Source organism: Bradyrhizobium sp. USDA3516 (genome assembly GCF_057651995.1).
In genome coordinates this window covers 591,743-612,441 of sequence record NZ_JBYGYN010000001.1, presented here as the reverse complement: position 1 = coordinate 612,441, position 20,699 = coordinate 591,743, and the positions used below count along the sequence as shown (strand labels likewise).

The window sequence follows — 20,699 nt, the reverse complement described above, 5'->3', positions numbered from 1 at the left end:
TCTTGAGTGGACACGTTGCGCGATCGGCCATCATTGGCTTACACGGAGCTGACAAGCATGCTGCCGTCGGGCACTTTTCGCTGGCCGAGACGGCCGGAATGGTGGAAGAGAGCAAGATGCCGCGGGGCTGTGCGGTGACCTCGGGTATTCGTCGGGACCAGGATGCGCCTTCTGATCGTCGAGGACAATGCAGAGCTGTCGCGGCTCGTTGCCGCTGGGCTGGCGACGGCCGGCTATGAGAGCGACATCGTGGGCAGCGCGGCCGAGGCGCGCGAGGCGGTGAGCAGCGTGAACTATGCCGCGATGATCCTCGATCTCGGCCTGCCCGACGGCGACGGCCTCTCGGTGCTGCGCGAGCTGCGCCTCAAGATGGAGCCGCTGCCGGTGCTGGTGCTGACCGCGCGCGGCGGCGTCCAGGATCGCGTCACCGGTCTGCGCAGCGGCGCCGACGACTACCTTGCAAAACCGTTCGCGATGGAGGAGCTGGTGGCGCGGCTGGAGGCCATCCTGCGCCGCCCCGGCCAGTTGCTCGGTCGCTCGCTCACTCTCGCCAACCTCGTCTATGACACCGAGAGCCGGCAGATCTTCGTCGACGACCAGCCGCGGATCATCTCCGCGCGCGAGACCTCGGTGCTCGAGATCCTGCTGCGCCGGCAGGGGCGGGTGGTGCCGAAGAAGAACGTCGAGGACCACATCTTCGGGCTCGAAGGCGAGGTCGCCTCCAACGCGGTCGAGGTCTATGTGTCGCGCTTGCGCAAGCAGCTGACCGAGCACGGCGCGAAGGTCGTGATCCATACCATCCGTGGGGTCGGCTATCTCATGACCGAGGAGAAATAGCGTGCCCGCCGCGGGCCGTGCCGGATCGCTGACTTTCAAATCGCTGATCTCGCGCATCGTGTTCCTGCACATCGTCGCGGTCGCGGTGGTCGCGATCTTCCTGCCACTGGTGTTGTTCTGGCTGCTCAACTCCGAGATCGAGCAGTTGCACCGCGACGGCATGCGAGCCCAGGCCGAGGTGCTGGCGGAGCGCATCGTCGCCCAACCGGACGGCTCGCTGACGTTTAACCTGCCGGACAGCCTCAAGGGGCTCTATTCGGAGGCTTACGGCCGCTATCAATACGACATTCGCGATGACGAAGGCCGGCTGCTGTTTTCCTCGCGCCGGCGGCCCGCCGTCGCGGCGCGTCGGCCGTCCGAGACCATCTCCGGCGCCGGCGTCACACGGGATATTGCCGGCAAGACGGTGCGCATCCAGGTCGCCGAGGACCTCGCGCACCGCGACGTCATCATCGACGACATCGTCTCGAACTTCTTCCGGCGGGTCGGGTGGATCACCATCCCCATCCTCCTGGTCCTGCTTGCCACCGACATCATCATCTTCCGCCGCGCGATCGCGCCGCTGTGGAAGGCATCGCAGGATGCCAGCAATATCGGCCCCGCGCGCACCGACATCCGCTTGCCGACGGCAGGGATTCCGCGCGAGATCGTGCCGCTGGTCACCGCCGTGAACCAGGCGCTCGACCGCCTCGAGGCCGGCTTTCGCGTGCAGCGGCAGTTCACCGCGGATGCCGCGCATCAATTGCGCACGCCGCTCGCAATCCTGCGCACGCGGATCGAGACGCTCGGCCACGGCGCCGAACGACAGGCGCTGCATGCCGACATCGAGGCGATGAGCCGGATCGTCGCCCAGCTGCTGGAGATCGCCGAGCTCGACACCCTGGTGCTCGATCCCGGCGAAACCGCGGATTTACGCGCCGTCTGTGCCGAGGTGGTCGGCTCGATCGCCCCGTTCGCGATCGCGCAACGCAAGGACATCGCGCTGAAGGGCACCGACGCGCCGGTGCTGATTCACGGCAATTCGGAGATGCTGCAGCGCGCGGTGTTCAATCTTGCCGAAAACGCCATCAAGTTCACGGCGGAGGGCACCACCGTCGAGGTCGAGGTGGGAGAAGACGGTTCGGTGCGCGTGCGCGATTCCGGGCCGGGGATTGCGGAGGCCGAGCGCGAGCTGATCTTCCAGCGCTTCTGGCGCGCCGACCGCCGGCGCAGCGACGGTGCGGGGCTGGGACTGTCGATCGTGCGCGCCGTGGCGGACGATCACGCCGCCACGGTCGCGGTGCAGAACCTCGCCGGCGGCGGTGCGGAGTTCACGCTGCGGTTTCGGCTGGCGGATACGCCAAAGCCTGTCGAGAAAAACTGGCGCGGCAGTGACGCTGCACCCCCCCTTGTGGGAGAGGGTGGCGCGCCGCGTTAGCGGCGAGACGGGTGAGGGGTTCTCTCCGCGAGTCTCAGGCTCAATTGAATGCGCCGAGAGAGACCCCTCATCCGGCGCGAACTGCGTTCGCGCCACCTTCTCCCACAAGGGGAGAAGGAAGAAGCCCGCAACTATTTCAGCTTGCCGGTGGACAGGTCCATGATCATGCGCGTCGTCAGATACAGCCGCGGCACGATGCTGCCCACCTGCACATATTCGGCATCGTTGGAGTGTGCGCCGAAGCTCGACAGGCCCATTCCTTCAACCACGGCTCCTTTGGATTGCAGCGCGGCGAAAGCCGCATCGGTGCCGCCGCCGATGGCCTTCTCGTCGACCTTGAGGGATAGTCCGATCTCCCCATAGATCGTCTTGCCATAGGCCGCCACCCGGCGCGAGGCCTCGCTGGGTTCGAGCGGCGGGCGGCGCACCTCGAACTTCAGCTCGACCCTGGACTCGGGCAACAGGCGATGCTTGATCTTCTCCTGCAGCGCCTTCTGCAGCTCGTCGAAGTCGGACACCTTGAGCGCGCGCGCGTCGGCCTGGGCTGTCGCCTCCGCCGGGATCACATTGCGGTTGGTTCCGGACTTGGACACCGTCCAGTTCAGCTTCAGGCCCTGATCGGGCTTGGACAAGTCCTTCATCTGCAGCACCTGGTGCGAGAGCTCGTACAGAGCATTCACGCCGCCTTCAGGCCGTGCGCCGGCATGTGACGACCTGCCATGCACGGTGAGATAGGCCGAGCCAATGCCGCTGGTGGCGAGGCGCAGCGTGCCGTCGGTGCCGCCGCCCTCGAACGAGAACACCACGTCCTGATCCGATGCGAGCTTGGTGATGGTGCTGCGCCAGCCGGGCGAGGAGATCTCCTCGTCGCCATTCGTGAGCACCGTGAGCGTGCCGTAATCCCTGAAGTTCAGCTTCTGCAGCAAGGCCACGGTATGGAGAATGAGCGCGATGCCCTGCTTGTCGTCCGCAATGCCGAGGCCGTACGCCTTGTCGCCGTCGATGCGGAACGGTTGGTCCTTCAGCATGCCCTTCAGGTACACCGTGTCCATGTGGGCAATCAGCATGATCTTCTTGGACCCCGTGCCCTTGAACACGGCGTGCACGGCCGGCCCGATCTTTTCAGGGGTGTCGTCGAGGCGATAGATGTCGGTCGGCTGCAGGATCTCCACGGTGCCGCCGAGCTGCTTGAGCTGGCCGGCAATGCGCTCGGCGATCTGGTTCAGGCCCTCGATGTCCTTGCTGCCGGATTCGATGTTGACGAGATCGCGCAGCGTGTCGAGCAGCGGCTGCTGTTCCTTTTGCGCCAGCGCATGGACGTCGGCGACCGGCTCGGCCTGCACCAGCGTTGTGGCGCATGCCAGCCAGAGTGAGGTGATCAACGTTCCAAGGAACGGGGAAGCGGGGTGCGATCGGGGCATGAGCGGACAGTCCTTCGGTTGAAGAAGGAGCCGATATGCCTGTGTTCGCGGCCCTTGTCACGCGGCCGTGCTGCACCCTCTCCCCTTGTGGGAGAGGGTGGCTTCGCGATAGCGAAGCCGGGGGAGGGCTTGTCTCCGCGAGTCCGACTGCGAGTCAAATGCGCGGAGCCTCATCCGGCGCGAACTGCGTTCGCGCCACCTTCTCCCACAAGGGGAGAAGGGAAGGGGGTGTCGGCGCTCGCTGCTAGAACCAGTTGTCGCCTTACTTCTGCGGCGGGCCGAGATCCAGCGGCGGCAGCTCGATCTGCGGCACCTCGATCTTGATCGTAGAGGGATCGATGTTCGTCTGCACGCCCTTGTAGTGCATCACCATCGACGGGAACGCGATCACGAGGCCGACCATGATGATCTGGATGACGACGAAGGGCACCGCGCCCCAATAGATCTGGCCGGTGGTGACGGGATCCATCCGCTTGCCGGTGACGCGATCGGTGTAACGTTCCTTCGGCGCGACGGAGCGGAGATAGAACAGCGCGAATCCGAACGGCGGGTGCATGAACGAGGTCTGCATATTGACGCCGAGGATGACGCCGAACCAGATCAGGTCGATGCCGAGCTTCTCGGCCGCCGGTCCCAGCAGCGGGATCACGATGAAGGCCAACTCGAAGAAGTCGAGGAAGAAGGCCAGCACGAACACGAGCGCATTGACGAAGATCAGGAAGCCGACCTGACCGCCGGGCAGCGAGGTGAGCAGATGCTCGACCCAGACGTGACCGTTGACCCCGTAAAAGGTGAGCGAGAAAATGCGAGCGCCGACCAGGATGAACACGACGAAAGCCGACAGCTTGGCTGTCGATTCCGTGGCCTGCCGGATCAGGTCCCAGCTCAGCCGCCGCTTCACGGCTCCGAGAATGAGGGCGCCGGCGGCACCCATCGCACCGCCTTCGGTCGGCGTCGCGATGCCGATGAAGATCGTGCCCAGCACCAGGAAGATCAGGAACAGCGGCGGCACCATGACGAAGGTGGTCTGCTGCGCCATCTTGGACAGAAAGCGGAATCCGGTCAGCCTATCGACGACCCAGTTCAGCACGGCGACGGCGAAGGCGAAGATGATGCCGTAGAACATGCTGAGCACGACGTAGTCGGCGCCACGGGTGCTTGAACTGCGCATCATGAGCCATCCGAACGCGCAGCTCGCAAGGAACAGGAAACCGAGCGAAACCAGGCCGCGGTCGCCATTCTCCTCGCGAAAGCCGATGGCCTCCTTCGGCAGGCCAGGCGCGGCCTTCGGCCAGATCATGCTGATCAAGAAGGCGTAGAGGGCATACAGGCCGGCGAGCACGAGGCCCGGGATGAAGGCGCCCTCGTACATGTCGCCGACGGATTTGCCGAGCTGGTCGGCCATCACGATCAGGACCAGCGAGGGCGGAATGATTTGCGCCAGTGTGCCCGAGGCGGCAATCACGCCGGCGGCGACGCGGCGATCATAACCATAGCGCAGCATGATCGGCAGCGAGATCAGGCCCATCGAGATCACGGACGCTGCGACCACGCCGGTCGTTGCAGCGAGCAGCGCGCCGACGAAGATCACTGCATAGGCGAGGCCGCCGCGGATCGTGCCGAACAGCTGGCCGATGGTGTCGAGCAGGTCCTCGGCCATGCCCGACCGCTCCAGCACCAATCCCATGAAGGTGAAGAAGGGGATCGCGAGCAGCGTGTCGTTGTTCATCACGCCGTAGACGCGCTCCGGCAGAGCCTGGAGGAAGTCGGGGTGAAACTGGCCGAGCTCGACGCCGATGATGGCGAAGAACAGGCCGACGGCGCCGAGCGAGAATGCCGCCGGATAGCCGAGCAGCAGCATGACGACCAGCGACACGAACATGATGGGCGCCATATTGGCGATGATGAATGCGGTCATGGATTCCCCCTACACCGTCGCCAACGGCTACTTCTTCTCGATCGCTTCGACGAGATGCTCGACTTCCGCTTCCAGCGCCGACACCTGTGATTCGTGCGGGTCCGGTATCAAGCCGCGCATCACGGCAACCCGCTTGATCAGCTCGGAGATGCCTTGCACCAGCAGGAAAGCGAACCCGATCATGATCAGGGCTTTGGCGGGCCATTGCGGCAGACCGCCGGCATTGCCGGATTGCTCGTTGATCTGGAAGGAGCGCAGGAAGAACGGCACTCCGGTAATGATCATGACGATGCAGATCGGAATGAGGAAGAACACGTGACCGACCACGTCGATGACGTTGCGAGCCTTCTTCGGCATCGCGTTGTTCACGATGTCGATGCGGATGTGCTCATTGTCGAGCAGCGTCCAGGGCGCGCAGAGCAGGAAGACGATGCTGAACAGCACCCATTGCAGCTCGAGCCACGAATTGGACGACGTGTCGAACGTCTTGCGGATGATCGCGTTGACTGAAGAGATGATCACCGCGAGCAAGATCAGCCACGCGATGCGTTTGCCGGTCCAGCGCGTAAACGCGTCGATTCTGCTGCTCAGCTTAAGGAGCGCTTGCAACGATAGGTCCTCCCCCGATTGTGCCCCGGCCGTCTTGACTGCGCCGAGATGGCGCGTGGCTTGTCTCGCCGCGCAGGCATGAGGCCGCCGCACCAAACCAGCGGGCGTGTCGCCAGTCAATCGGAAGTTTGTTGATAGTTAAGGGGAATAAGGCCGAAACCGAGTGCGGTCAGCCGCCGGTGACGCTCATGTGCCGGGAGACGCTGGGGCGGTCGTGGCGGCGGTCGATGATGAAGTCATGGCCCTTGGGCTTCAGGCCGATGGCGCGGTCGATCGCATCCGCAAGCAATAGATCGTCGTCGGATGCACGCAGAGGTTTGCGCAAATCGGAGGCATCCTCGTGGCCGAGGCAGGTGTGCAGCGTTCCCGTGCAGGTGATGCGCACCCGGTTGCAGGATTCGCAGAAATTATGGGTCATCGGCGTGATGAAGCCGAGCTTGCCGCCGGTCTCGGCGACGCTGACATAGCGCGCCGGTCCGCCGGTGCTCTCGGCCAGGTCCGTCAACGTGAATTGCTGGGCGAGGCGGGCGCGCACCAGCGACAGCGGCAGATATTGGTCGATCCGGCCCGATCCGATCTCGCCCATCGGCATCACCTCGATCAGCGTCAAGCCCATGCCCTTGCCGTGGGCCCAGCGCATCAGCGAAGGGAGTTCATCCTCGTTGAGGTTCTTCAGCGCCACGGCGTTGATCTTGACGGCGAGCCCTGCGGCCCGCGCGGCCTCGATGCCTTCCAGCACCTTGTCGATCTCGCCCCAGCGGGTGATTTCGCGAAACTTCTTGGGATCGAGCGTATCGAGCGAGACGTTGATGCGGCGGACGCCGCAATCGGCGAGCTCCCGCGCGTGCTTCGCCAGCTGGGTGCCGTTGGTGGTCAGCGTCAGCTCGCTCAACGCGCCGCTCGACAGATGCCGCGACAACGAGCGCACCAGCGACATCACGTTGCGGCGGACCAAAGGCTCGCCGCCGGTGAGGCGCAGCTTCTTCACGCCCTTGGCGATGAAGGCCGTGCAGAGCCGATCGAGCTCCTCCAGCGTCAGCAGGTCCGCCTTGGGCAGGAACGTCATGTCTTCCGACATGCAGTAGAAGCAGCGCAGGTCGCAGCGGTCGGTGACGGAGACGCGCAAATAGGTGATGGTCCGCCCGAACGGATCGGTCATCGCGCTCGACAGCGGGGCGCGGGGGCTCGCAGGAAGTCCGTTCATGGCAAATGCCTTGTCCCTTACGGCGGCGGGCGCACCTTTGCTTCAGCGGTGCGGCCCTCGCAATCTAAGCATCGGACGCGGCTAGGACAATCCGGTGGTATCCGCAACCGGGCACCTGCCTTGCCGCCACCGGGGAAGAACGGACCTGTGCAGCGCACAAATGCCGCCAAATGCGAGGTATTGCCGCTTACCGCAGAGATATCAGCGTCTTACGGCGGGCTAAGCCGTCATCAGGCTGATCGCTGCCGCCGGCAGGTCGCGCATGTGGTGGATCAGGCGGTCCGGCTTCAGCTCGGCGATCGGTACGTCGGTGTAGCCGAAGCTGACCCCGATCACGGGCACGCCGGCCCGCCGGGCGACACCGACATCGGTTCCGGCATCGCCGACCATGATGCTGGCCTTCACGTCGCCGCCCGCCCGGGCCACGGTCTCGCGAAAAATGGTCGGATCGGGCTTTTGGACGCCAAAAGTGTCCGCGCCGCAGATCGCCGCGAAGCGGCGGCTGAGGTCGAGCTGGTCCAGCAGGCGCTTGGACAGCCATTCCAGCTTGTTGGTGCAGACCGCGAGGCGGTGGCCTTGGGCCGAAAACTGGTCGAGCGCGGCCTCGAGACCCTCGAAGGGACGGGATTCCACCGCGATATGGTCGGCGTAATACGCGATGAAATCCGCGGTCATCCGGTCCATGTCCGCGGGCGTGACGGTGCGGCCCTCCGCTTCCAGCCCTCGCTCGATCAGCTTGCGGGCGCCGGCGCCGATCATGTTGCGGGCCGAGGCCATCGGCACCGGCGGCAGGCCTTCGCGGTCGAGCACGTAATTGAGCGCCGTGATCAGGTCGGGCGCCGTATCCACCAGCGTGCCGTCGAGATCGAAGACGATGGTGTGAGGGGACGTCGTCTTGAAGGAGGTCATGATTGCCAAGCGCTACCGGCCCGGTCCCATCGGCGCAAGGGGCGGGCCCATAAGATCACCTTATAGGCCTGTTCCAGCCCCTGTTCTCTTGGGAAAAACGAGGCTACATAGGCGCCCGAAAGCGGCCGGAATCGGCCGCATGTTCGCGACTTCACGAGGCAGGCGCACACGTGACCATGGACCAGTTGAAGCGGCAGGCAGCGGCGCGTGCGCTGGAGGAGGTGCGCGACGGCATGCAGCTCGGGCTCGGCACCGGCTCGACCGCCAAGCATTTCGTCGAGCTGCTCGGCGAGCGCGTTGCCGCCGGGCTCAAGGTGATCGGCGTGCCGACCTCCGAGGCGACGCGGGCCGATGCGGAACGCTGCGGCGTGAAGCTGACGACGCTGGACGAGATCGATCATCTCGACCTCACGATCGACGGCGCCGACGAGATCGATCCCGAGCTCAATCTGATCAAGGGCGGCGGCGGCGCGCTGTTGCGCGAGAAGATCGTGGCGGCGGCCTCGGATCGCATGATCGTAATTGCCGACGACAGCAAATGGGTGCCGACGCTCGGCAAGTTTCCGCTGCCGGTCGAGGTCATCCCGTTCGGGCTCGGTGCGACGCGCCGCGCGATCGAAAAGGCATTTGCCGAATGCGGCGTTTCCGGGCAAATGACGGTCCGCAAGGCCAAAGGCGGGGACAAGGACGGCCATGTTTTCGTCACCGATGGCGGCCACTGGATCGTCGATGCCCAGCTCGGACGTATTACGGATCCTCCCGGTCTCGCCAAGGCGTTGAGTGCCATTCCCGGTGTGGTCGAGCACGGGCTGTTCATCGGCTTGGCCAGCTCGGCCGTTCTGGCGGGCGGCGGCGGAATCCGCGTGATTGAACGGCGCAAGCCGAAAGGAGACCAGGAATGAAGAACGTCTTGAAATTCTTGCCGGCTGCGGCTCTCGCTGCGGGATTGGCCCTTTCGGCCGCCCCGGCCATGGCGCAGCAGGCGGGCCAGAAGGCTCCCGCGGCGCCGGCCCAGCCGAAGGCTTCGCCCGCGGCGATCGCGGCGGCCAAGGAAATCCTGCAGATCAAGAACGCCGCCGCGATGTATGCCGGCGCGGTGCCGGGCATGGTCGAGAAGACCAAGGGCGCACTGATCCAGCAGAACCTGAACTACCAGAAGGACCTCAACGAGGTCGCCCCGATCGTGGCGCAGCAGCTCAACGGCCGCCAGAGCGAGATCGGCGAAGGCATGGCGCAGATTTATGCCAGCGAGTTCACCGAGCAGGAGCTGAAGGACCTCGTCACCTTCTACAAGTCGCCGCTCGGCAAGAAGCTGATCGATGCCGAGCCGCGCGCGATCGGGCAGAGCATGCAGTTCATGAACACTTGGGCCCAGACCTTCGCGGAGACCGTGATGGGCGCCTTCCGTGCCGAAATGCGCAAGCGTGGCAAGGAGATCTGAGCGCACCTATCTGAAGGGTCGTTCCTGAAAAGGGGTCGGAGTGGACAATGGCTGATTTCGACGTCGACCTCTTCGTCATCGGTGGCGGCTCGGGCGGCGTCCGCGCCGCCCGCATCGCGGCCGGCTACGGCGCCCGCGTCATGATCGCGGAAGAGTACCGCATGGGCGGCACCTGCGTGATCCGCGGCTGCGTACCGAAGAAGCTGTTCGTGATCGGCTCGCATGTCCGTCACGAGCTCGAGGACGCCGCCGGCTTCGGCTGGACCGTTCCGCCCGCCAGCTTCGACTGGGCGACGCTGATCGCCAACAAGGACAAGGAGATCGCGCGGCTGGAGGCGGCCTACACCGCCAATGTCGAGAAGTCAGGCGCGCAGGTCGTCAAGAGCCGCGCGGTGATCGAGGACGAGCACACCGTCCGCCTGCTCGAGAACGACAGGAAGGTCACGGCGAAGTACATTTTGATCGCCACCGGCGGCGCGCCCAACCATGGTTCGGCGATCCCCGGCATCGAGCACGTGATCTCCTCCAACGAGGCGTTTCATCTGAACAAGCTGCCGAAGCGGATCGTGATCCAGGGCGGCGGCTATATCGCGCTGGAATTCGCCGGCATCTTCGCCGGCTTCGGCTCCGACGTCACGGTGATCTATCGCGGCGACAACATTCTGCGCGGCTTCGACGAGGATGTCCGGACCCATGTCCGCGCCGAGATGGAGAAGCAGGGCATCACCATTCTCACCGGCTGCACCGTGACCAAGGTCGACCGCCACGGCGAGGACTTCACCACGCATTTGTCGAACGGCTCGAGCCTCGCCTCCGACCAGGTGATGTTCGCGATCGGCCGCCATCCGAACGTCGCCAATCTCGGGCTGGAGAATGCCGGCGTCGCCATCAATCCCGCGAACGGCGGCATCGCGGTCGACCATTTCTCCAGGAGCTCGGTCGACAGCATCTTTGCGATCGGCGACGTCACGCACCGCTTCAACCTGACGCCGGTCGCGATCCGCGAGGGCCATGCCTTCGCCGACACGGTGTTCGGCAAGCGCGAGGTGCGGGTCGATCACGCCAACATCCCGACGGCCGTGTTCTCCCAGCCGGAGGTCGGCACGGTCGGCCTGACGGAAACCGAGGCGCGCGCGCAATTCAGCCACGTCGACATCTACAAGACGACGTTCCGGCCCATCAAGGCGACGATGTCCGGCCGCGACACCCGCGTGCTGATGAAGCTCGTGGTCGACGGCGCGACCGACCGCGTGCTCGGCTGTCACATCGTCGGCGATGCCGCCGCCGAGATCACGCAAGCCGTCGCGATCGCGGTGAAGATGAAGGCAACCAAGGCCGATTTCGACGCGACCATCGCGCTGCATCCGACCGCGGCCGAAGAGCTCGTCACCATGCGCACCCCGACCGCACGGCACGTGCGGCAGGCGGCGGAGTAGCCCTACCTGTACAAATACCCGACCGGCTTGCCTTCGGTGCGCAGGGGACGCACGTCCTTTTGCGTGATGATCTGACCGGCGAGGCCGTCGATCTCGTCGCGCTGCGTCGCCGTCCAGCTGCGCAGCTCGTTCATGCCCTTGAGCAGACCGAGGCGGAGGACCTGCGTGTTTTCGCCGACGCCGATCAGGCTGATGGAATCCTTGCCCGCCGTCACCACGTCGCCGGCAGAGAGTTCAAAGCTCTCGCCGGACTTTTTCTTGAACTCGGCCGTGCCGCGAATGACGCGATAGATCACGACCTCGCCCTTCGCAAAACAGGTCGCGTCCGCCGCGGCAGACGTGCTCTTCGGCAAGAGTGCGTGGCCACGCGGGTCGGTCGCGATGATGTGGCCGGCGACGAGATGCCCGCTCGGGATCTCGATGCCGATATCGCGGACGTAAACCTGCATCGCCGATCTGACGGGACCATCGGTGAGCGGCTTGAACAGCGCGTCGAGCGCCAGGGGATCCTGAAGCCAGAAGCCGGCATCGGCCGGGCGGTCATGCAGCGGATGGCTCCAGGCCACGCGCGGCGTTTCGTCCTCATTGATCTGATCCGGACCGACGATGGTGGGATTCGGAAAAGTGGTGGGATCGGTGATGAAGGCTTCGAGGAATTTGCCGGAATAACCCATCGAAATCGGATCGGGCACCACCGTCTGCGGGGTCTTCAGGTTCTCTTCGGTCGACAGGCCCGACCAGGTGTAGAACAGCTGGCGATGCACGATCGCGCTTTGCAGCATCACCGCGCCCGGGCCGACATTGTACCAGCGGCCGTCATAGTCGAAGGTGAATGCGCCCGAGGTGACCAGCACGAGCTGAAAGCCGCCCGGCGGCAGATGCAGATGGAAATCGGTAGGACCGGTGTCCGGCCGGTAGATCGGGAGATTGGTCGCGACCTCGTGCAGCAGGAAGGTTTCGTTGTTGGCGTGGAAGCCTTCGTTGGCGCGGTTGTAGAGCGCCTGCGGCCGGTAGGTCGCCTCGAAATTCGCATTCCTGTCCCGATCAATCGCCACGAAGTCCTGATCGTTGAGACGCAGCCGGGCGCCGTTCGGATGGGTGAGACCGGTGAATTTGATGTCTCCGGCAGCATGCACGTTCATGGCATTCTCCGATCTGAGGCCATTCATCCCGGAAGCCGAGCGCACACAACTGGCCGCTCCTCATCGTGGCCGGGCAGGGACTTGGCCTGATGCTGTCTTGCGAATTTCAGGCCAGCCGGAGCGCAATGCGCCGCGTCGGCCGGCCGGCCTGCACGCGACGCGCAAATAGTCGAGATTGCACCTGGGGTTAGACGATAGGTTGCGCCGGTCTGCCCGGCCTGTCGCGCAAGCCACAAGTCGGGTGGAGCAACTTGTCTTGTCTAATTTGTCGGCATGCCCTGCGAAAGCGCATGCAGCCGTCGCGGTCGCCACGACGGGCGCCCGGTACGGTTTCAGTCGAATGATCGATGGGGCGCCGGCTCTGGCTTGCCGGACGGGCTGTCAGCCCATTTCGCCATCTCCATCGCGCGCGCATCGAAGCCTTCGCACCAGAGGCAGCTCGGCTCCGCGCCGCGCCTGGTCGCCAGCATCGGGACCAGCGCATGGCCGCAGCCGGTGCAGGATGTGATGCGATTCATGCGCTTCTCCACGATCTCCGAATTCAGGAACGGCATTCTCGTCGCCGAAGCTTGCGCGGGCGCTACGACGGCGCCGGAGCGCTGGGTTGGACAGGCGCGCTCGTTCCCGACAGCGTAGATGTAGCGATCCATTGTGACACGGCTGCGATGTCGTCGCCGCTGTCGCGATAGGCGCGAAGCTGGAATTCCGCCGAGCTGCCGCGCTCGACGATGGTTCGGCAGTGTTCGATCTCGGCGGAGCAGTGCAGTGCCGCTGCGTCCTCCGCAATGTCGTCGATCACCCTCGTGAGCAGCTCCGAGATCGTCACCGGTCCGTCCTTGGAGGCGAAGATGCAGTCGGTGCCGTAGCGCTGGGCGCGCCATTTGTTCTCGACTGCGATCGCGCGTTCGACCGCAGTGACCTCCCGGGACAGCTGAGGGTGCAGATAGAGATGCCGCGTCAGGCAGCGGTAGAGCGAGGCGATGGCAATCGCGTCGTCGACGAAGGTGCAGGTGTCGGGCGCGCGAAGCTCCAGCGTCGGATGCTTCATGGAGGGGCGCATCGCCCACCAGATGTGGCTCTCGTCCGGGATCACCCCGGAGCGCTGCAGCGCGCCGACATAGGCGTCGAATTCCTGCTTACCTTCGAACAATTCAGGCAGGCCGGTGCGCGGCAGCTCGGAATAAGCCGCAAGGCGGTAGCCCTTCAATCCCGTCTTGTGCGAATTCCAGAACGGCGAGGACGCCGACAGCGCGATGAACAACGGCAGGTGCGGCAGCATTGCCCGCATCACCGCCATGCGCTTCTCGGGATCCGGCAACTGCACGTGCACATGCATGCCGCACATCATGTTGCGGTGGCCGATGCTGCGCAGATCCTCGATCATCTCCTCATAGCGCGGTTTTGGACTCGGCTGCGACATGCGCCAGATTGCGGTCGGATGCGTGCCGCAGGCCATGATCACGAAGCCGTATTGCGCAGCGACGTTCGCGACCTCGCGTCGCAGAAAGCGCAGCTCCTCGCGCGCGTCGTTCACGTCGACATGAACGTTGGTTGCGACTTCGAGCTGCGATTGCAGCATCTCGCGCATGGCCTGGCCGCCGGTCGACCAGTTTGCCGATTCGAACAGCTCGTTGGGCGTGTTGATCGCGACGTCGAAGCTGCGGCGATCGGCGAGGAAGTACTCCTCCTCGATGCCGAAGGAATATTCCGCCGCCTTGCCGCGGCCGCCGGCGGAGCGGATGACGAGGTGCTGCCTGTCGTCGGAGGGATCCAGCCGAAGAAGTTTCAAAACGTCTGAAGCAAATGTCATGTCCCACCCGGCGAAGGTCACCTGCGGGCACTAATCCTTCTGGCCGGGGCGGGTTCCGTCTCGGCGCCACTGCAAATTGTCACGTCGAACGGAACAATCTTCGCGCTTTCGGACGCGCGCGCAATCAACGCGTGATTGGGCGGCACGTCCGTCCAGTTCTCTTCCTTGTCGAACGGCTCGGACACGACCACGACTTGGTCGCCATCCTGGCGGAAGTACAGCGTGTTCGCGGCGTCGTTGACCGCAACCCGGAACGCGTAGAGATCATGTCCGTTGGCGATCGCGCTGGTGAAGCGCAGCCGTTCGCGGAGCTGGCCCTCGTTGACGAGACCGACCAGGGCTTGCAGCACACGCTGCGTCGCACCGAGCGGATCGCGGTCCAGGCCCGCGCCCATCATCGCGAGGAACACAGCTTCCGAATCGGTGGTGCCCAGCCGCGACGGGTAATAGGCATCGGGAATCAGCGCCTCGACCTTCCGCCGCAGCCGACTCCAGCTGCCGACGAATCCGTTGTGCATGAACATCCACTGGCCGCAGGCGAAGGGATGGCAATTCTGCCGCGTCACCGCCGTGCCGGTGGCGGCACGCACATGCGCGAAGAACAGATGCGAGCGGAGATGGCGGCAGAGATAGCGCAGGTTCTCGTCCGACCAGGCCGGGCGCGTCTCACGATACAGGCCAGGTTCCGGATGCTCGCCGTACCAGCCGAGACCAAAGCCGTCGCCATTCGATCCCGCCGTCGACTGAAGCGAGCGGATGCTCTGCGCGACCAGCGAATGCTCGGGCTCGGTGACGTAAGGCTCAAAGGACGTCGTCTCGCCCCGATATGCGATCCAGCGGCACATGAGGAATCCTGTCGGGAGATGCCCGTGAAGTGCAGTCAATGATCGGCCGTCACGATGGTTCCCGTCCGGTGCGGCTGCGGAACCGATGCGGCGGCTGGTCGCAGTGGCACCGCCTTGATTCCGACAGAGCCATCTTTAGTTTCTGAGCGAACAAGAATCCGGGCCCCTCTGGCGAGGACGCCGACTGTGTCGGCAAACCTCGTGATGTCGGATGACCTGTCCCGCGCGAATGCGATGGATCGGCGACCGTCGGGCCTTCTCCGGTTCTCTCCCGCCAGTCGTTCCATCACAGCTCCGTGCGGTCATTTCGCAAGCTAAGGGAGCAACGATGTCTGACGCCAAGCATTCAAATCCGATCGAGATCGCGGATCCGTCCAGCCTGAACGAGCAGGCCGCGGCCGCGCTGGTCATTGCCGGCGCGCTGGTCGCGGTGGCCGATCGGCGCGTTTCGCCGGTCGAGCGCGACGAGGTGATCCGCTTCATCCGAGACCGCGGATTGGCGCCTCATATCGACGAGGAAAGGCTGCTCGGCATGTTCGACGCACTCGCCGAACGGCTCGAGGAGCCGGATTTTGCCAATGTCGTGATCGACGCGCTGCGGCCGGTTTCGAACATGCCGCTGTCGGCGCATTTGATGGAACTGTCGGAGCGCGTCGCCGCGGCCGACGAGGACGTGCATCCCCATGAGGTGCAGGCGATCAAGCTGTTGCGTCTCCTGACGCTCGCATTGCCGCGCGCGAAGCCGGTTGCGTCGGGCACGGTCCGCACCAGACAGCACGTGGCCGCAGAGGAATGAGCATGAGCGCAGCATCGGACGAGCCCGGGAATCGCGCCGCAGGGACCGCCAGCGAGATGGCCGGCGGTGACCCGCGCCTCGACAAGCTCGTCGACCGGTTGCCGCCGCGCATGGGCGACACCGTCACCTATCTGCTCAAGCCGTCCAGCCGCTGGGTGAGGATTCCCTCGGGCGCGCTGCTCATCGCCGGCGGCGTACTTTCCTTCCTGCCGATTCTCGGCGTCTGGATGCTGCCGCTCGGACTCGCGCTGCTTGCCGAGGACGTGCCTGCGTTACGCTCCTCGCGTTCCAAGGTTCTGGATTGGGTCGAGCGGAAGAAGCCGCACTGGCTCGATCGGTCCACATCGAAAAATGGTCAATCATGACTGAATTCATCACCGCCGAAGCGCTGTCCGCGCTATTTCAAGTCATCCTGATCGATCTCGTGCTCGCCGGCGACAATGCCGTCGTCATCGGCCTTGCGGCTGCCGGCCTGCCGGCCGAGCAGCGCCGCCGCGCCATCATCGTCGGTATCGCCGCTGCCACCGCACTGCGTATCGCCTTCGCCGGCGTTGCGACCCAGCTTCTGCAAGTGATCGGCCTTCTGCTCGCCGGCGGCGTGTTGCTGCTCTGGGTCTGCTGGAAGATGTGGCGCGAGCTGCGCGAGCAGTCCGCGCATTCGAAAGAACTCGCATTCGATAGTGGCAGCGCAGGTGCTGCGCCGGTACAGCAGAAGACCTTCGGCCAGGCGGCGGTGCAGATCGTCGCCGCCGACGTGTCGATGTCGCTCGACAACGTGCTCGCGGTCGCGGGCGCCGCGCGGGAGCATCCCTACATCCTGGCCTTCGGCCTGCTCTTGTCGGTTGGGATGATGGGCGTCGCCGCGGATCTGCTCGGCCGCTTGCTCCAGAAGCAGCGCTGGGTCGCCTATGTCGGCCTCGCCATCATCCTTTACGTCGCGTTCGAGATGATCTATCGCGGCACGCTGGAGCTTGCACCGGTGATTGCGAGTCTCTGAGGCGACAATCTACCGCGATCCGGAGTGATCAATGACGTCTGAACCCAAAGCACCTTCGGCGCGGGCCGCGCCGTTGCCGCCGGTCGGCCTGCTTCCGAAGCTGATCTTCGGCTCGCGCTGGCTCCAACTGCCGCTCTATGTCGGCCTCATCGTCGCCCAGGCCGTCTATGTGCTGTTGTTCCTGAAGGAGCTCTGGCACCTCGTCTTGCATTCGTTCGACGCCAGCGAGCAGCAGATCATGCTGGTCGTGCTCGGGCTGATCGACGTCGTCATGATCTCGAACCTGCTGATCATGGTGATCGTCGGCGGCTACGAGACCTTCGTCTCCCGCCTGAACCTGAGCGGGCATCCGGACGAGCCGGAATGGCTCGGTCACGTCAATGCCAGCGTGCTCAAGATCAAGCTCGCGATGGCGATCATCGGCATCTCCTCGATCTCGCTGCTCAGGACCTTCATCGAGGCCGGCAATCTCGGCACCACGCGCAGCAATTTCACCGAGAGTGGGGTGATGTGGCAGGTGCTGATTCACATGACCTTCATCATCTCGGCCATCGGCATCGCGTGGGTCGACCGCCTCAGCGAGAGCGGCCATCGCAAGCAGGCCGAGCACGGCTGATAAGCTGGCCGCCCAATACCTCCCGAGCGGCCAATCCTGGAGCCTGCCTGATCGTCCGGTTGGGCGGGCTCTTCTTTCGAGATCGATAAAATTGTCTGCAATCGGTTCAGCGCCGGCAAACGCTGCCGACAAGAAGCCGGGCGCCTTAAACCAGGCCTTTGGAACCGATCTGCATCCTGCCCGCAAAAGGGCAGGGCATCGGCATGACAATTCTCAGGGAGATCGTCGCATCGGTCGCGGGAGTCTACGCGCTCCTGCTGGTCTGTGACGCATTGTTCGGCGTCGGCGAGGCGCGCTTCGACGACGCTTATTACCGCGCCAGCTTTTACGCACCGCGGCCGAAGGAGTTTCGGTTCGCGAGCGACACGCCGCCGGCGGTCCGCGTCAGCGAGGCCTTCGCGCAGTTCGCACCTAGCGACGCCAAGCCGAACCGGCGCTACTCGTCGCTGACGACGATCATCCGCTGACGCAGCCTCATTCCCCCTGAATCCATTCCGCGACGCCGCGCCACAGCGTGTCGCGGTGCTCGGGGCGGAAGAAGCCGAAATGGCCTATTCCCTTGGCGCCGACGTCGGACGGTTTCACGGTCAGAACCTCCGGCTTGATCGCAGTGAAGCCGCCCGCGAGCAGCTCGACCGCGGGGCGCGTTGCCCAGGGATCGTCGGAGAAGCATAGCGAGCGCAGCTCGCCTTTGAAATTCGCGAAATTCGCCAGCGCCGGCAGCTTCGAATCGAACAGATAGCGCGGGCTCGAGACCCATTCGGTCCATTGCAGGAAGACGCCCTTGGGCAGGTCCTCGCCGATACCGGCCCAGCCGGGTGCGTAACCGAGTGCATGGACCAGCGGCACACCGACGAGATTCATGAAGGCGAAGACGCGGTATTTTTCCGGCGAGGTCATCAGCCGCCAGGTCGCGGCCTGCGAGGCCACCAAGGCGGCGCGCGAGATCTCGCTGTTGTTCGCGATCAGCCCGAGCGCCTGGCCGCCGAAGGAATGGCCGATATAGGCGAGCGGCAGGACATGATAGCGCTCGCGCATCCAGCTGACCGCGGCGGTGACGTCGAGCGCGGCCCAGTCCGACATCGAAGCCTTGAAGCCGACCAGCGATTTCGGCTGGTTGTAGCCGACCATTGCCGGCAGGCGGGAGCCGCCGATGCCGCGATAGTCATAGGTCAACACCGCGCAGCCGCGATGGGCGAGGTAGGAGGCAAAGCCCCGATAGATCTTTCGCGGCACCGCCGTCGCCGAATTGATCAGGACGGCATGGCGCTTGGCGCCGCGCGGCAGGAACAGGGTGCCGCTCAGGGCATAGCCGTCGGTTGCCGGGAAGCTGATCTCGTCGATGAAGACGTCGTCCAGTGCCGCGCCCATCGCAGTCGGTGTCCTGTCGAATTCCTAAGCCCAGCCCAAGCAAATGCGAATTCGGCTTTGGCCGCAAGGGTTTGCGCTGCGAAATGGATTTACAACTGGCGGGGCGTGGCCGGCCTGTGTATAAGGCGGCCCTCGCAACCCCTAGATCAGGTTGTGGTTTTTGCTTCACGGAGAGATTGTGATGTCCGAGCGGTGGACGCCCGAGTCCTGGCGCAGCAAGCCGGTGCTACAGGTGCCCGAATATCCCGACGCCAGGGCTTTGGCCGACGTCGAGGCGCAGCTTGCGACCTTTCCGCCGCTGGTGTTCGCAGGCGAGGCGCGCAATCTGAAGAAGGCCTTGGGCCGCGTTGCGGCCGGCGAGGCCTTCCTGCTCCAGGGCGGCGACTGCGCCGAGAGTTTTGCGGAGCACGGCGCCAACAACATCCGCGACTTCTTCCGCGTGCTGCTGCAGATGGCGGTGGTGCTGACCTATGCCGGCGCGGTGCCGGTGGTGAAGGTCGGCCGCATCGCCGGCCAGTTCGCAAAGCCGCGCTCATCGCCGACCGAGAAGATAAACGGCGTCGAGCTGCCGAGCTATCGCGGCGACATCGTCAACGACATCGCCTTCACCAGCGAAGCGCGCATTCCCGATCCGCAGCGCCAGCTGATGGCTTATCGCCAGTCGGCGGCTACGCTGAACCTGCTGCGCGCCTTCGCCACCGGCGGCTACGCCAATCTCGGCAGCGTGCATCAATGGATGCTCGGCTTCCTCAAGGATAGTCCGCAATCCCGCCGCTACAAGGAGCTGGCCGACCGCATCTCGGATGCGCTCAACTTCATGCGCGCCTGCGGCCTCGATCTCGAGGCCCATCCCGAGCTCCGCTCGACCGATTTCTACACCAGCCACGAGGCGCTGCTGCTCGGCTACGAGCAGGCCATGACTCGCGTCGATTCCACCACCGGCGACTGGTATGCGACCTCGGGCCACATGATCTGGATCGGCGACCGCACCCGTCAGCTCGATCACGGCCATGTCGAATATTTCCGCGGCATCAAGAATCCGATCGGTTTGAAGTGCGGCCCCTCGCTCAAGGTGGACGAGCTGTTGAAGCTGATCGACGTGCTCAATCCCGACAACGAGCCGGGCCGGCTGACGCTGATCGGCCGCTTCGGCTCAGACAAGATCGGCGAGTACCTGCCGAACATGGTCCGCGCCGTGAAGCGCGAGGGCCGGGTGGTGGTCTGGTCGTGCGATCCCATGCACGGCAACACCATCAGCTCGACGTCCGGCTACAAGACGCGGCCGTTCGACCGCATCCTGTCCGAAGTGAAGTCGTTCTTCGCGGTCCACGCCGCCGAGGGCACCCATGCCGGTGGCGTGCATCTGGAGATGACCGGCCAGGACGTCACCGAATGTCTCGGCGGCGCCCGCGCGATCACGGACGAGGATCTCAACGATCGCTATCACACGGTCTGCGATCCGCGCCTCAACGCCGAGCAATCCATCGACATGGCGTTCCTGGTGGCGGAGCTGCTCAAGCAGGAGCGCGCCGGCAAGACCCAGCCTATACCGGCTGCAGCGGGGCTGTAAGACCTTGCTGCGGATCTGGAAGGCCACGATCAATTCCCGCAACGGGCTGGCCTTTGCGTTCCGGTCGGAGCAGGCCGTCCGCGAGGAGATCTTTGCGCTGCTGCTGTCGGTGCCGCTCGCCTGGTTCATCGGCGCGACCGCGATGCGCGCGGTCGAATTGGTGTGTTCGGTCGCGTTCGTGCTGACGGTCGAGCTGCTCAATACCGCGATCGAGAAGCTCGCCGACCGGCTGACCCTGGATCACGACAAGCAGATCGGCCGCGTCAAGGACATGGGCTCGGCCGCGGTTGGCGTTGCGCTCCTGATGACCGGCGCGTTCTGGATCATTGCCGTCATCGAGCGATTGGGGTTCCTGTAACT

Annotated in this window: 22 protein-coding genes; 12 read left to right on the top strand and 10 right to left on the bottom strand. The window is 64.7% G+C overall.

Annotated elements, in window-relative coordinates; translation table 11 throughout:
- The first annotated feature begins 162 nt into the window (after positions 1–162).
- Positions 163–837, top strand: coding sequence for a response regulator (locus AC24YW_RS03175; protein ID WP_487481330.1), 675 nt, complete (start codon positions 163–165; stop codon positions 835–837).
- 1 nt (position 838) lies between these two features.
- Complete coding sequence (locus tag AC24YW_RS03170) at positions 839–2,254, top strand: sensor histidine kinase (protein WP_487481329.1); 1,416 nt, start codon at positions 839–841, stop codon at positions 2,252–2,254.
- A 131-nt stretch (positions 2,255–2,385) separates the two neighbouring features.
- Here AC24YW_RS03170 and AC24YW_RS03165 read toward each other — a convergent pair whose 3' ends face one another.
- The 5 genes from AC24YW_RS03165 to AC24YW_RS03145 form a co-directional block, all read right to left on the bottom strand.
- Positions 2,386–3,675: a M20/M25/M40 family metallo-hydrolase gene (locus AC24YW_RS03165; RefSeq protein WP_487481328.1), complete on the bottom strand. Its 1,290-nt coding sequence runs from the start codon at positions 3,673–3,675 to the stop codon at positions 2,386–2,388.
- 262 nt (positions 3,676–3,937) lie between these two features.
- Positions 3,938–5,593, bottom strand: coding sequence for a TRAP transporter large permease (locus tag AC24YW_RS03160; protein ID WP_487481327.1), 1,656 nt, complete (start codon positions 5,591–5,593; stop codon positions 3,938–3,940).
- A 27-nt stretch (positions 5,594–5,620) separates the two neighbouring features.
- Complete coding sequence (locus AC24YW_RS03155; protein WP_487481326.1) at positions 5,621–6,202, bottom strand: TRAP transporter small permease subunit; 582 nt, start codon at positions 6,200–6,202, stop codon at positions 5,621–5,623.
- 169 nt (positions 6,203–6,371) lie between these two features.
- Positions 6,372–7,406, bottom strand: coding sequence for a GTP 3',8-cyclase MoaA (gene moaA, locus AC24YW_RS03150; protein ID WP_487481325.1), 1,035 nt, complete (start codon positions 7,404–7,406; stop codon positions 6,372–6,374).
- A 219-nt stretch (positions 7,407–7,625) separates the two neighbouring features.
- On the bottom strand, positions 7,626–8,315 hold the full coding sequence (locus AC24YW_RS03145) for an HAD family hydrolase (protein WP_487481324.1): 690 nt from the start codon (positions 8,313–8,315) through the stop codon (positions 7,626–7,628).
- Positions 8,316–8,485: 170 nt separating this feature from the next.
- Between AC24YW_RS03145 and rpiA the strand changes: the two genes are divergently transcribed.
- Genes rpiA through gor form a run of 3 tightly spaced genes read left to right on the top strand, consistent with a single transcriptional unit; the run spans position 8,486 to position 11,192 of the window.
- Positions 8,486–9,217, top strand: coding sequence for a ribose-5-phosphate isomerase RpiA (gene rpiA, locus AC24YW_RS03140; RefSeq protein ID WP_487481323.1), 732 nt, complete (start codon positions 8,486–8,488; stop codon positions 9,215–9,217).
- A complete protein-coding gene (locus AC24YW_RS03135; RefSeq protein WP_487481322.1) occupies positions 9,214–9,756 on the top strand; it encodes a DUF2059 domain-containing protein in 543 nt (180 codons plus the stop codon). Before rpiA ends, AC24YW_RS03135 begins: the two co-directional genes overlap by 4 nt.
- A gap of 47 nt (positions 9,757–9,803) precedes the next feature.
- Positions 9,804–11,192: a glutathione-disulfide reductase gene (gor, locus tag AC24YW_RS03130; protein ID WP_487481321.1), complete on the top strand. Its 1,389-nt coding sequence runs from the start codon at positions 9,804–9,806 to the stop codon at positions 11,190–11,192.
- A gap of 2 nt (positions 11,193–11,194) precedes the next feature.
- On the opposite strand, the gene AC24YW_RS03125 is transcribed toward gor, so the two are convergent.
- The 4 genes from AC24YW_RS03125 to AC24YW_RS03110 all read right to left on the bottom strand — a co-directional run bounded on the left by AC24YW_RS03125 (position 11,195) and on the right by AC24YW_RS03110 (position 14,989).
- Positions 11,195–12,334: a hypothetical protein gene (locus tag AC24YW_RS03125; protein ID WP_487481320.1), complete on the bottom strand. Its 1,140-nt coding sequence runs from the start codon at positions 12,332–12,334 to the stop codon at positions 11,195–11,197.
- A 332-nt stretch (positions 12,335–12,666) separates the two neighbouring features.
- On the bottom strand, positions 12,667–12,852 hold the full coding sequence (locus AC24YW_RS03120) for a hypothetical protein (protein WP_487481319.1): 186 nt from the start codon (positions 12,850–12,852) through the stop codon (positions 12,667–12,669).
- 62 nt (positions 12,853–12,914) lie between these two features.
- Entirely contained in the window at positions 12,915–14,144 is a 1,230-nt protein-coding gene (locus AC24YW_RS03115) for a carboxylate-amine ligase (protein WP_487481318.1), read from the bottom strand.
- 17 nt (positions 14,145–14,161) lie between these two features.
- Entirely contained in the window at positions 14,162–14,989 is an 828-nt protein-coding gene (locus AC24YW_RS03110; RefSeq protein ID WP_487481317.1) for a class II glutamine amidotransferase, read from the bottom strand.
- 328 nt (positions 14,990–15,317) lie between these two features.
- Between AC24YW_RS03110 and AC24YW_RS03105 the strand changes: the two genes are divergently transcribed.
- The 5 genes from AC24YW_RS03105 to AC24YW_RS03085 all read left to right on the top strand — a co-directional run bounded on the left by AC24YW_RS03105 (position 15,318) and on the right by AC24YW_RS03085 (position 17,865).
- Positions 15,318–15,785, top strand: a complete 468-nt coding sequence (locus tag AC24YW_RS03105; protein ID WP_487481316.1) for a TerB family tellurite resistance protein — start codon at positions 15,318–15,320, stop codon at positions 15,783–15,785.
- Positions 15,786–15,787: 2 nt separating this feature from the next.
- On the top strand, positions 15,788–16,150 hold the full coding sequence (locus tag AC24YW_RS03100) for a hypothetical protein (RefSeq protein WP_487481315.1): 363 nt from the start codon (positions 15,788–15,790) through the stop codon (positions 16,148–16,150).
- On the top strand, positions 16,147–16,782 hold the full coding sequence (locus tag AC24YW_RS03095) for a TerC family protein (protein ID WP_487481314.1): 636 nt from the start codon (positions 16,147–16,149) through the stop codon (positions 16,780–16,782). The genes AC24YW_RS03100 and AC24YW_RS03095 overlap by 4 nt, the downstream gene beginning before the upstream one ends.
- A gap of 31 nt (positions 16,783–16,813) precedes the next feature.
- Entirely contained in the window at positions 16,814–17,398 is a 585-nt protein-coding gene (locus AC24YW_RS03090) for a TIGR00645 family protein (protein WP_487481313.1), read from the top strand.
- A gap of 203 nt (positions 17,399–17,601) precedes the next feature.
- Positions 17,602–17,865: a hypothetical protein gene (locus AC24YW_RS03085; protein WP_487481312.1), complete on the top strand. Its 264-nt coding sequence runs from the start codon at positions 17,602–17,604 to the stop codon at positions 17,863–17,865.
- Between the two features lie 7 nt (positions 17,866–17,872).
- Here AC24YW_RS03085 and AC24YW_RS03080 read toward each other — a convergent pair whose 3' ends face one another.
- Positions 17,873–18,769, bottom strand: coding sequence for an alpha/beta hydrolase family protein (locus AC24YW_RS03080; protein WP_487481311.1), 897 nt, complete (start codon positions 18,767–18,769; stop codon positions 17,873–17,875).
- Positions 18,770–18,950: 181 nt separating this feature from the next.
- On the opposite strand from AC24YW_RS03080, the gene AC24YW_RS03075 reads away from it, so the two are divergent.
- Together AC24YW_RS03075 and AC24YW_RS03070 are read left to right on the top strand one after the other, a co-directional pair.
- On the top strand, positions 18,951–20,339 hold the full coding sequence (locus AC24YW_RS03075) for a class II 3-deoxy-7-phosphoheptulonate synthase (protein ID WP_487481310.1): 1,389 nt from the start codon (positions 18,951–18,953) through the stop codon (positions 20,337–20,339).
- A 4-nt stretch (positions 20,340–20,343) separates the two neighbouring features.
- Positions 20,344–20,697: a diacylglycerol kinase gene (locus tag AC24YW_RS03070; protein WP_487481309.1), complete on the top strand. Its 354-nt coding sequence runs from the start codon at positions 20,344–20,346 to the stop codon at positions 20,695–20,697.
- The last annotated feature ends 2 nt before the right edge of the window (positions 20,698–20,699 follow it).

Excerpts from the sequence above, each read along its gene's own strand:
- AC24YW_RS03175 (WP_487481330.1), top strand. The coding sequence starts at position 163 with ATGCGCCTTCTGATCGTCGAGGACAATGCAGAGCTGTCGCGGCTCGTT.
- AC24YW_RS03165 (WP_487481328.1), bottom strand. The coding sequence starts at position 3,675 with ATGCCCCGATCGCACCCCGCTTCCCCGTTCCTTGGAACGTTGATCACC.
- AC24YW_RS03160 (WP_487481327.1), bottom strand. The coding sequence starts at position 5,593 with ATGACCGCATTCATCATCGCCAATATGGCGCCCATCATGTTCGTGTCG.
- moaA (WP_487481325.1), bottom strand. The coding sequence starts at position 7,406 with ATGAACGGACTTCCTGCGAGCCCCCGCGCCCCGCTGTCGAGCGCGATG.
- AC24YW_RS03145 (WP_487481324.1), bottom strand. The coding sequence starts at position 8,315 with ATGACCTCCTTCAAGACGACGTCCCCTCACACCATCGTCTTCGATCTC.
- AC24YW_RS03135 (WP_487481322.1), top strand. The coding sequence starts at position 9,214 with ATGAAGAACGTCTTGAAATTCTTGCCGGCTGCGGCTCTCGCTGCGGGA.
- gor (WP_487481321.1), top strand. The coding sequence starts at position 9,804 with ATGGCTGATTTCGACGTCGACCTCTTCGTCATCGGTGGCGGCTCGGGC.
- AC24YW_RS03125 (WP_487481320.1), bottom strand. The coding sequence starts at position 12,334 with ATGAACGTGCATGCTGCCGGAGACATCAAATTCACCGGTCTCACCCAT.
- AC24YW_RS03120 (WP_487481319.1), bottom strand. The coding sequence starts at position 12,852 with ATGAATCGCATCACATCCTGCACCGGCTGCGGCCATGCGCTGGTCCCG.
- AC24YW_RS03115 (WP_487481318.1), bottom strand. The coding sequence starts at position 14,144 with ATGACATTTGCTTCAGACGTTTTGAAACTTCTTCGGCTGGATCCCTCC.
- AC24YW_RS03110 (WP_487481317.1), bottom strand. The coding sequence starts at position 14,989 with ATGTGCCGCTGGATCGCATATCGGGGCGAGACGACGTCCTTTGAGCCT.
- AC24YW_RS03105 (WP_487481316.1), top strand. The coding sequence starts at position 15,318 with ATGTCTGACGCCAAGCATTCAAATCCGATCGAGATCGCGGATCCGTCC.
- AC24YW_RS03100 (WP_487481315.1), top strand. The coding sequence starts at position 15,788 with ATGAGCGCAGCATCGGACGAGCCCGGGAATCGCGCCGCAGGGACCGCC.
- AC24YW_RS03095 (WP_487481314.1), top strand. The coding sequence starts at position 16,147 with ATGACTGAATTCATCACCGCCGAAGCGCTGTCCGCGCTATTTCAAGTC.
- AC24YW_RS03090 (WP_487481313.1), top strand. The coding sequence starts at position 16,814 with ATGACGTCTGAACCCAAAGCACCTTCGGCGCGGGCCGCGCCGTTGCCG.
- AC24YW_RS03085 (WP_487481312.1), top strand. The coding sequence starts at position 17,602 with ATGACAATTCTCAGGGAGATCGTCGCATCGGTCGCGGGAGTCTACGCG.
- AC24YW_RS03080 (WP_487481311.1), bottom strand. The coding sequence starts at position 18,769 with ATGGGCGCGGCACTGGACGACGTCTTCATCGACGAGATCAGCTTCCCG.
- AC24YW_RS03075 (WP_487481310.1), top strand. The coding sequence starts at position 18,951 with ATGTCCGAGCGGTGGACGCCCGAGTCCTGGCGCAGCAAGCCGGTGCTA.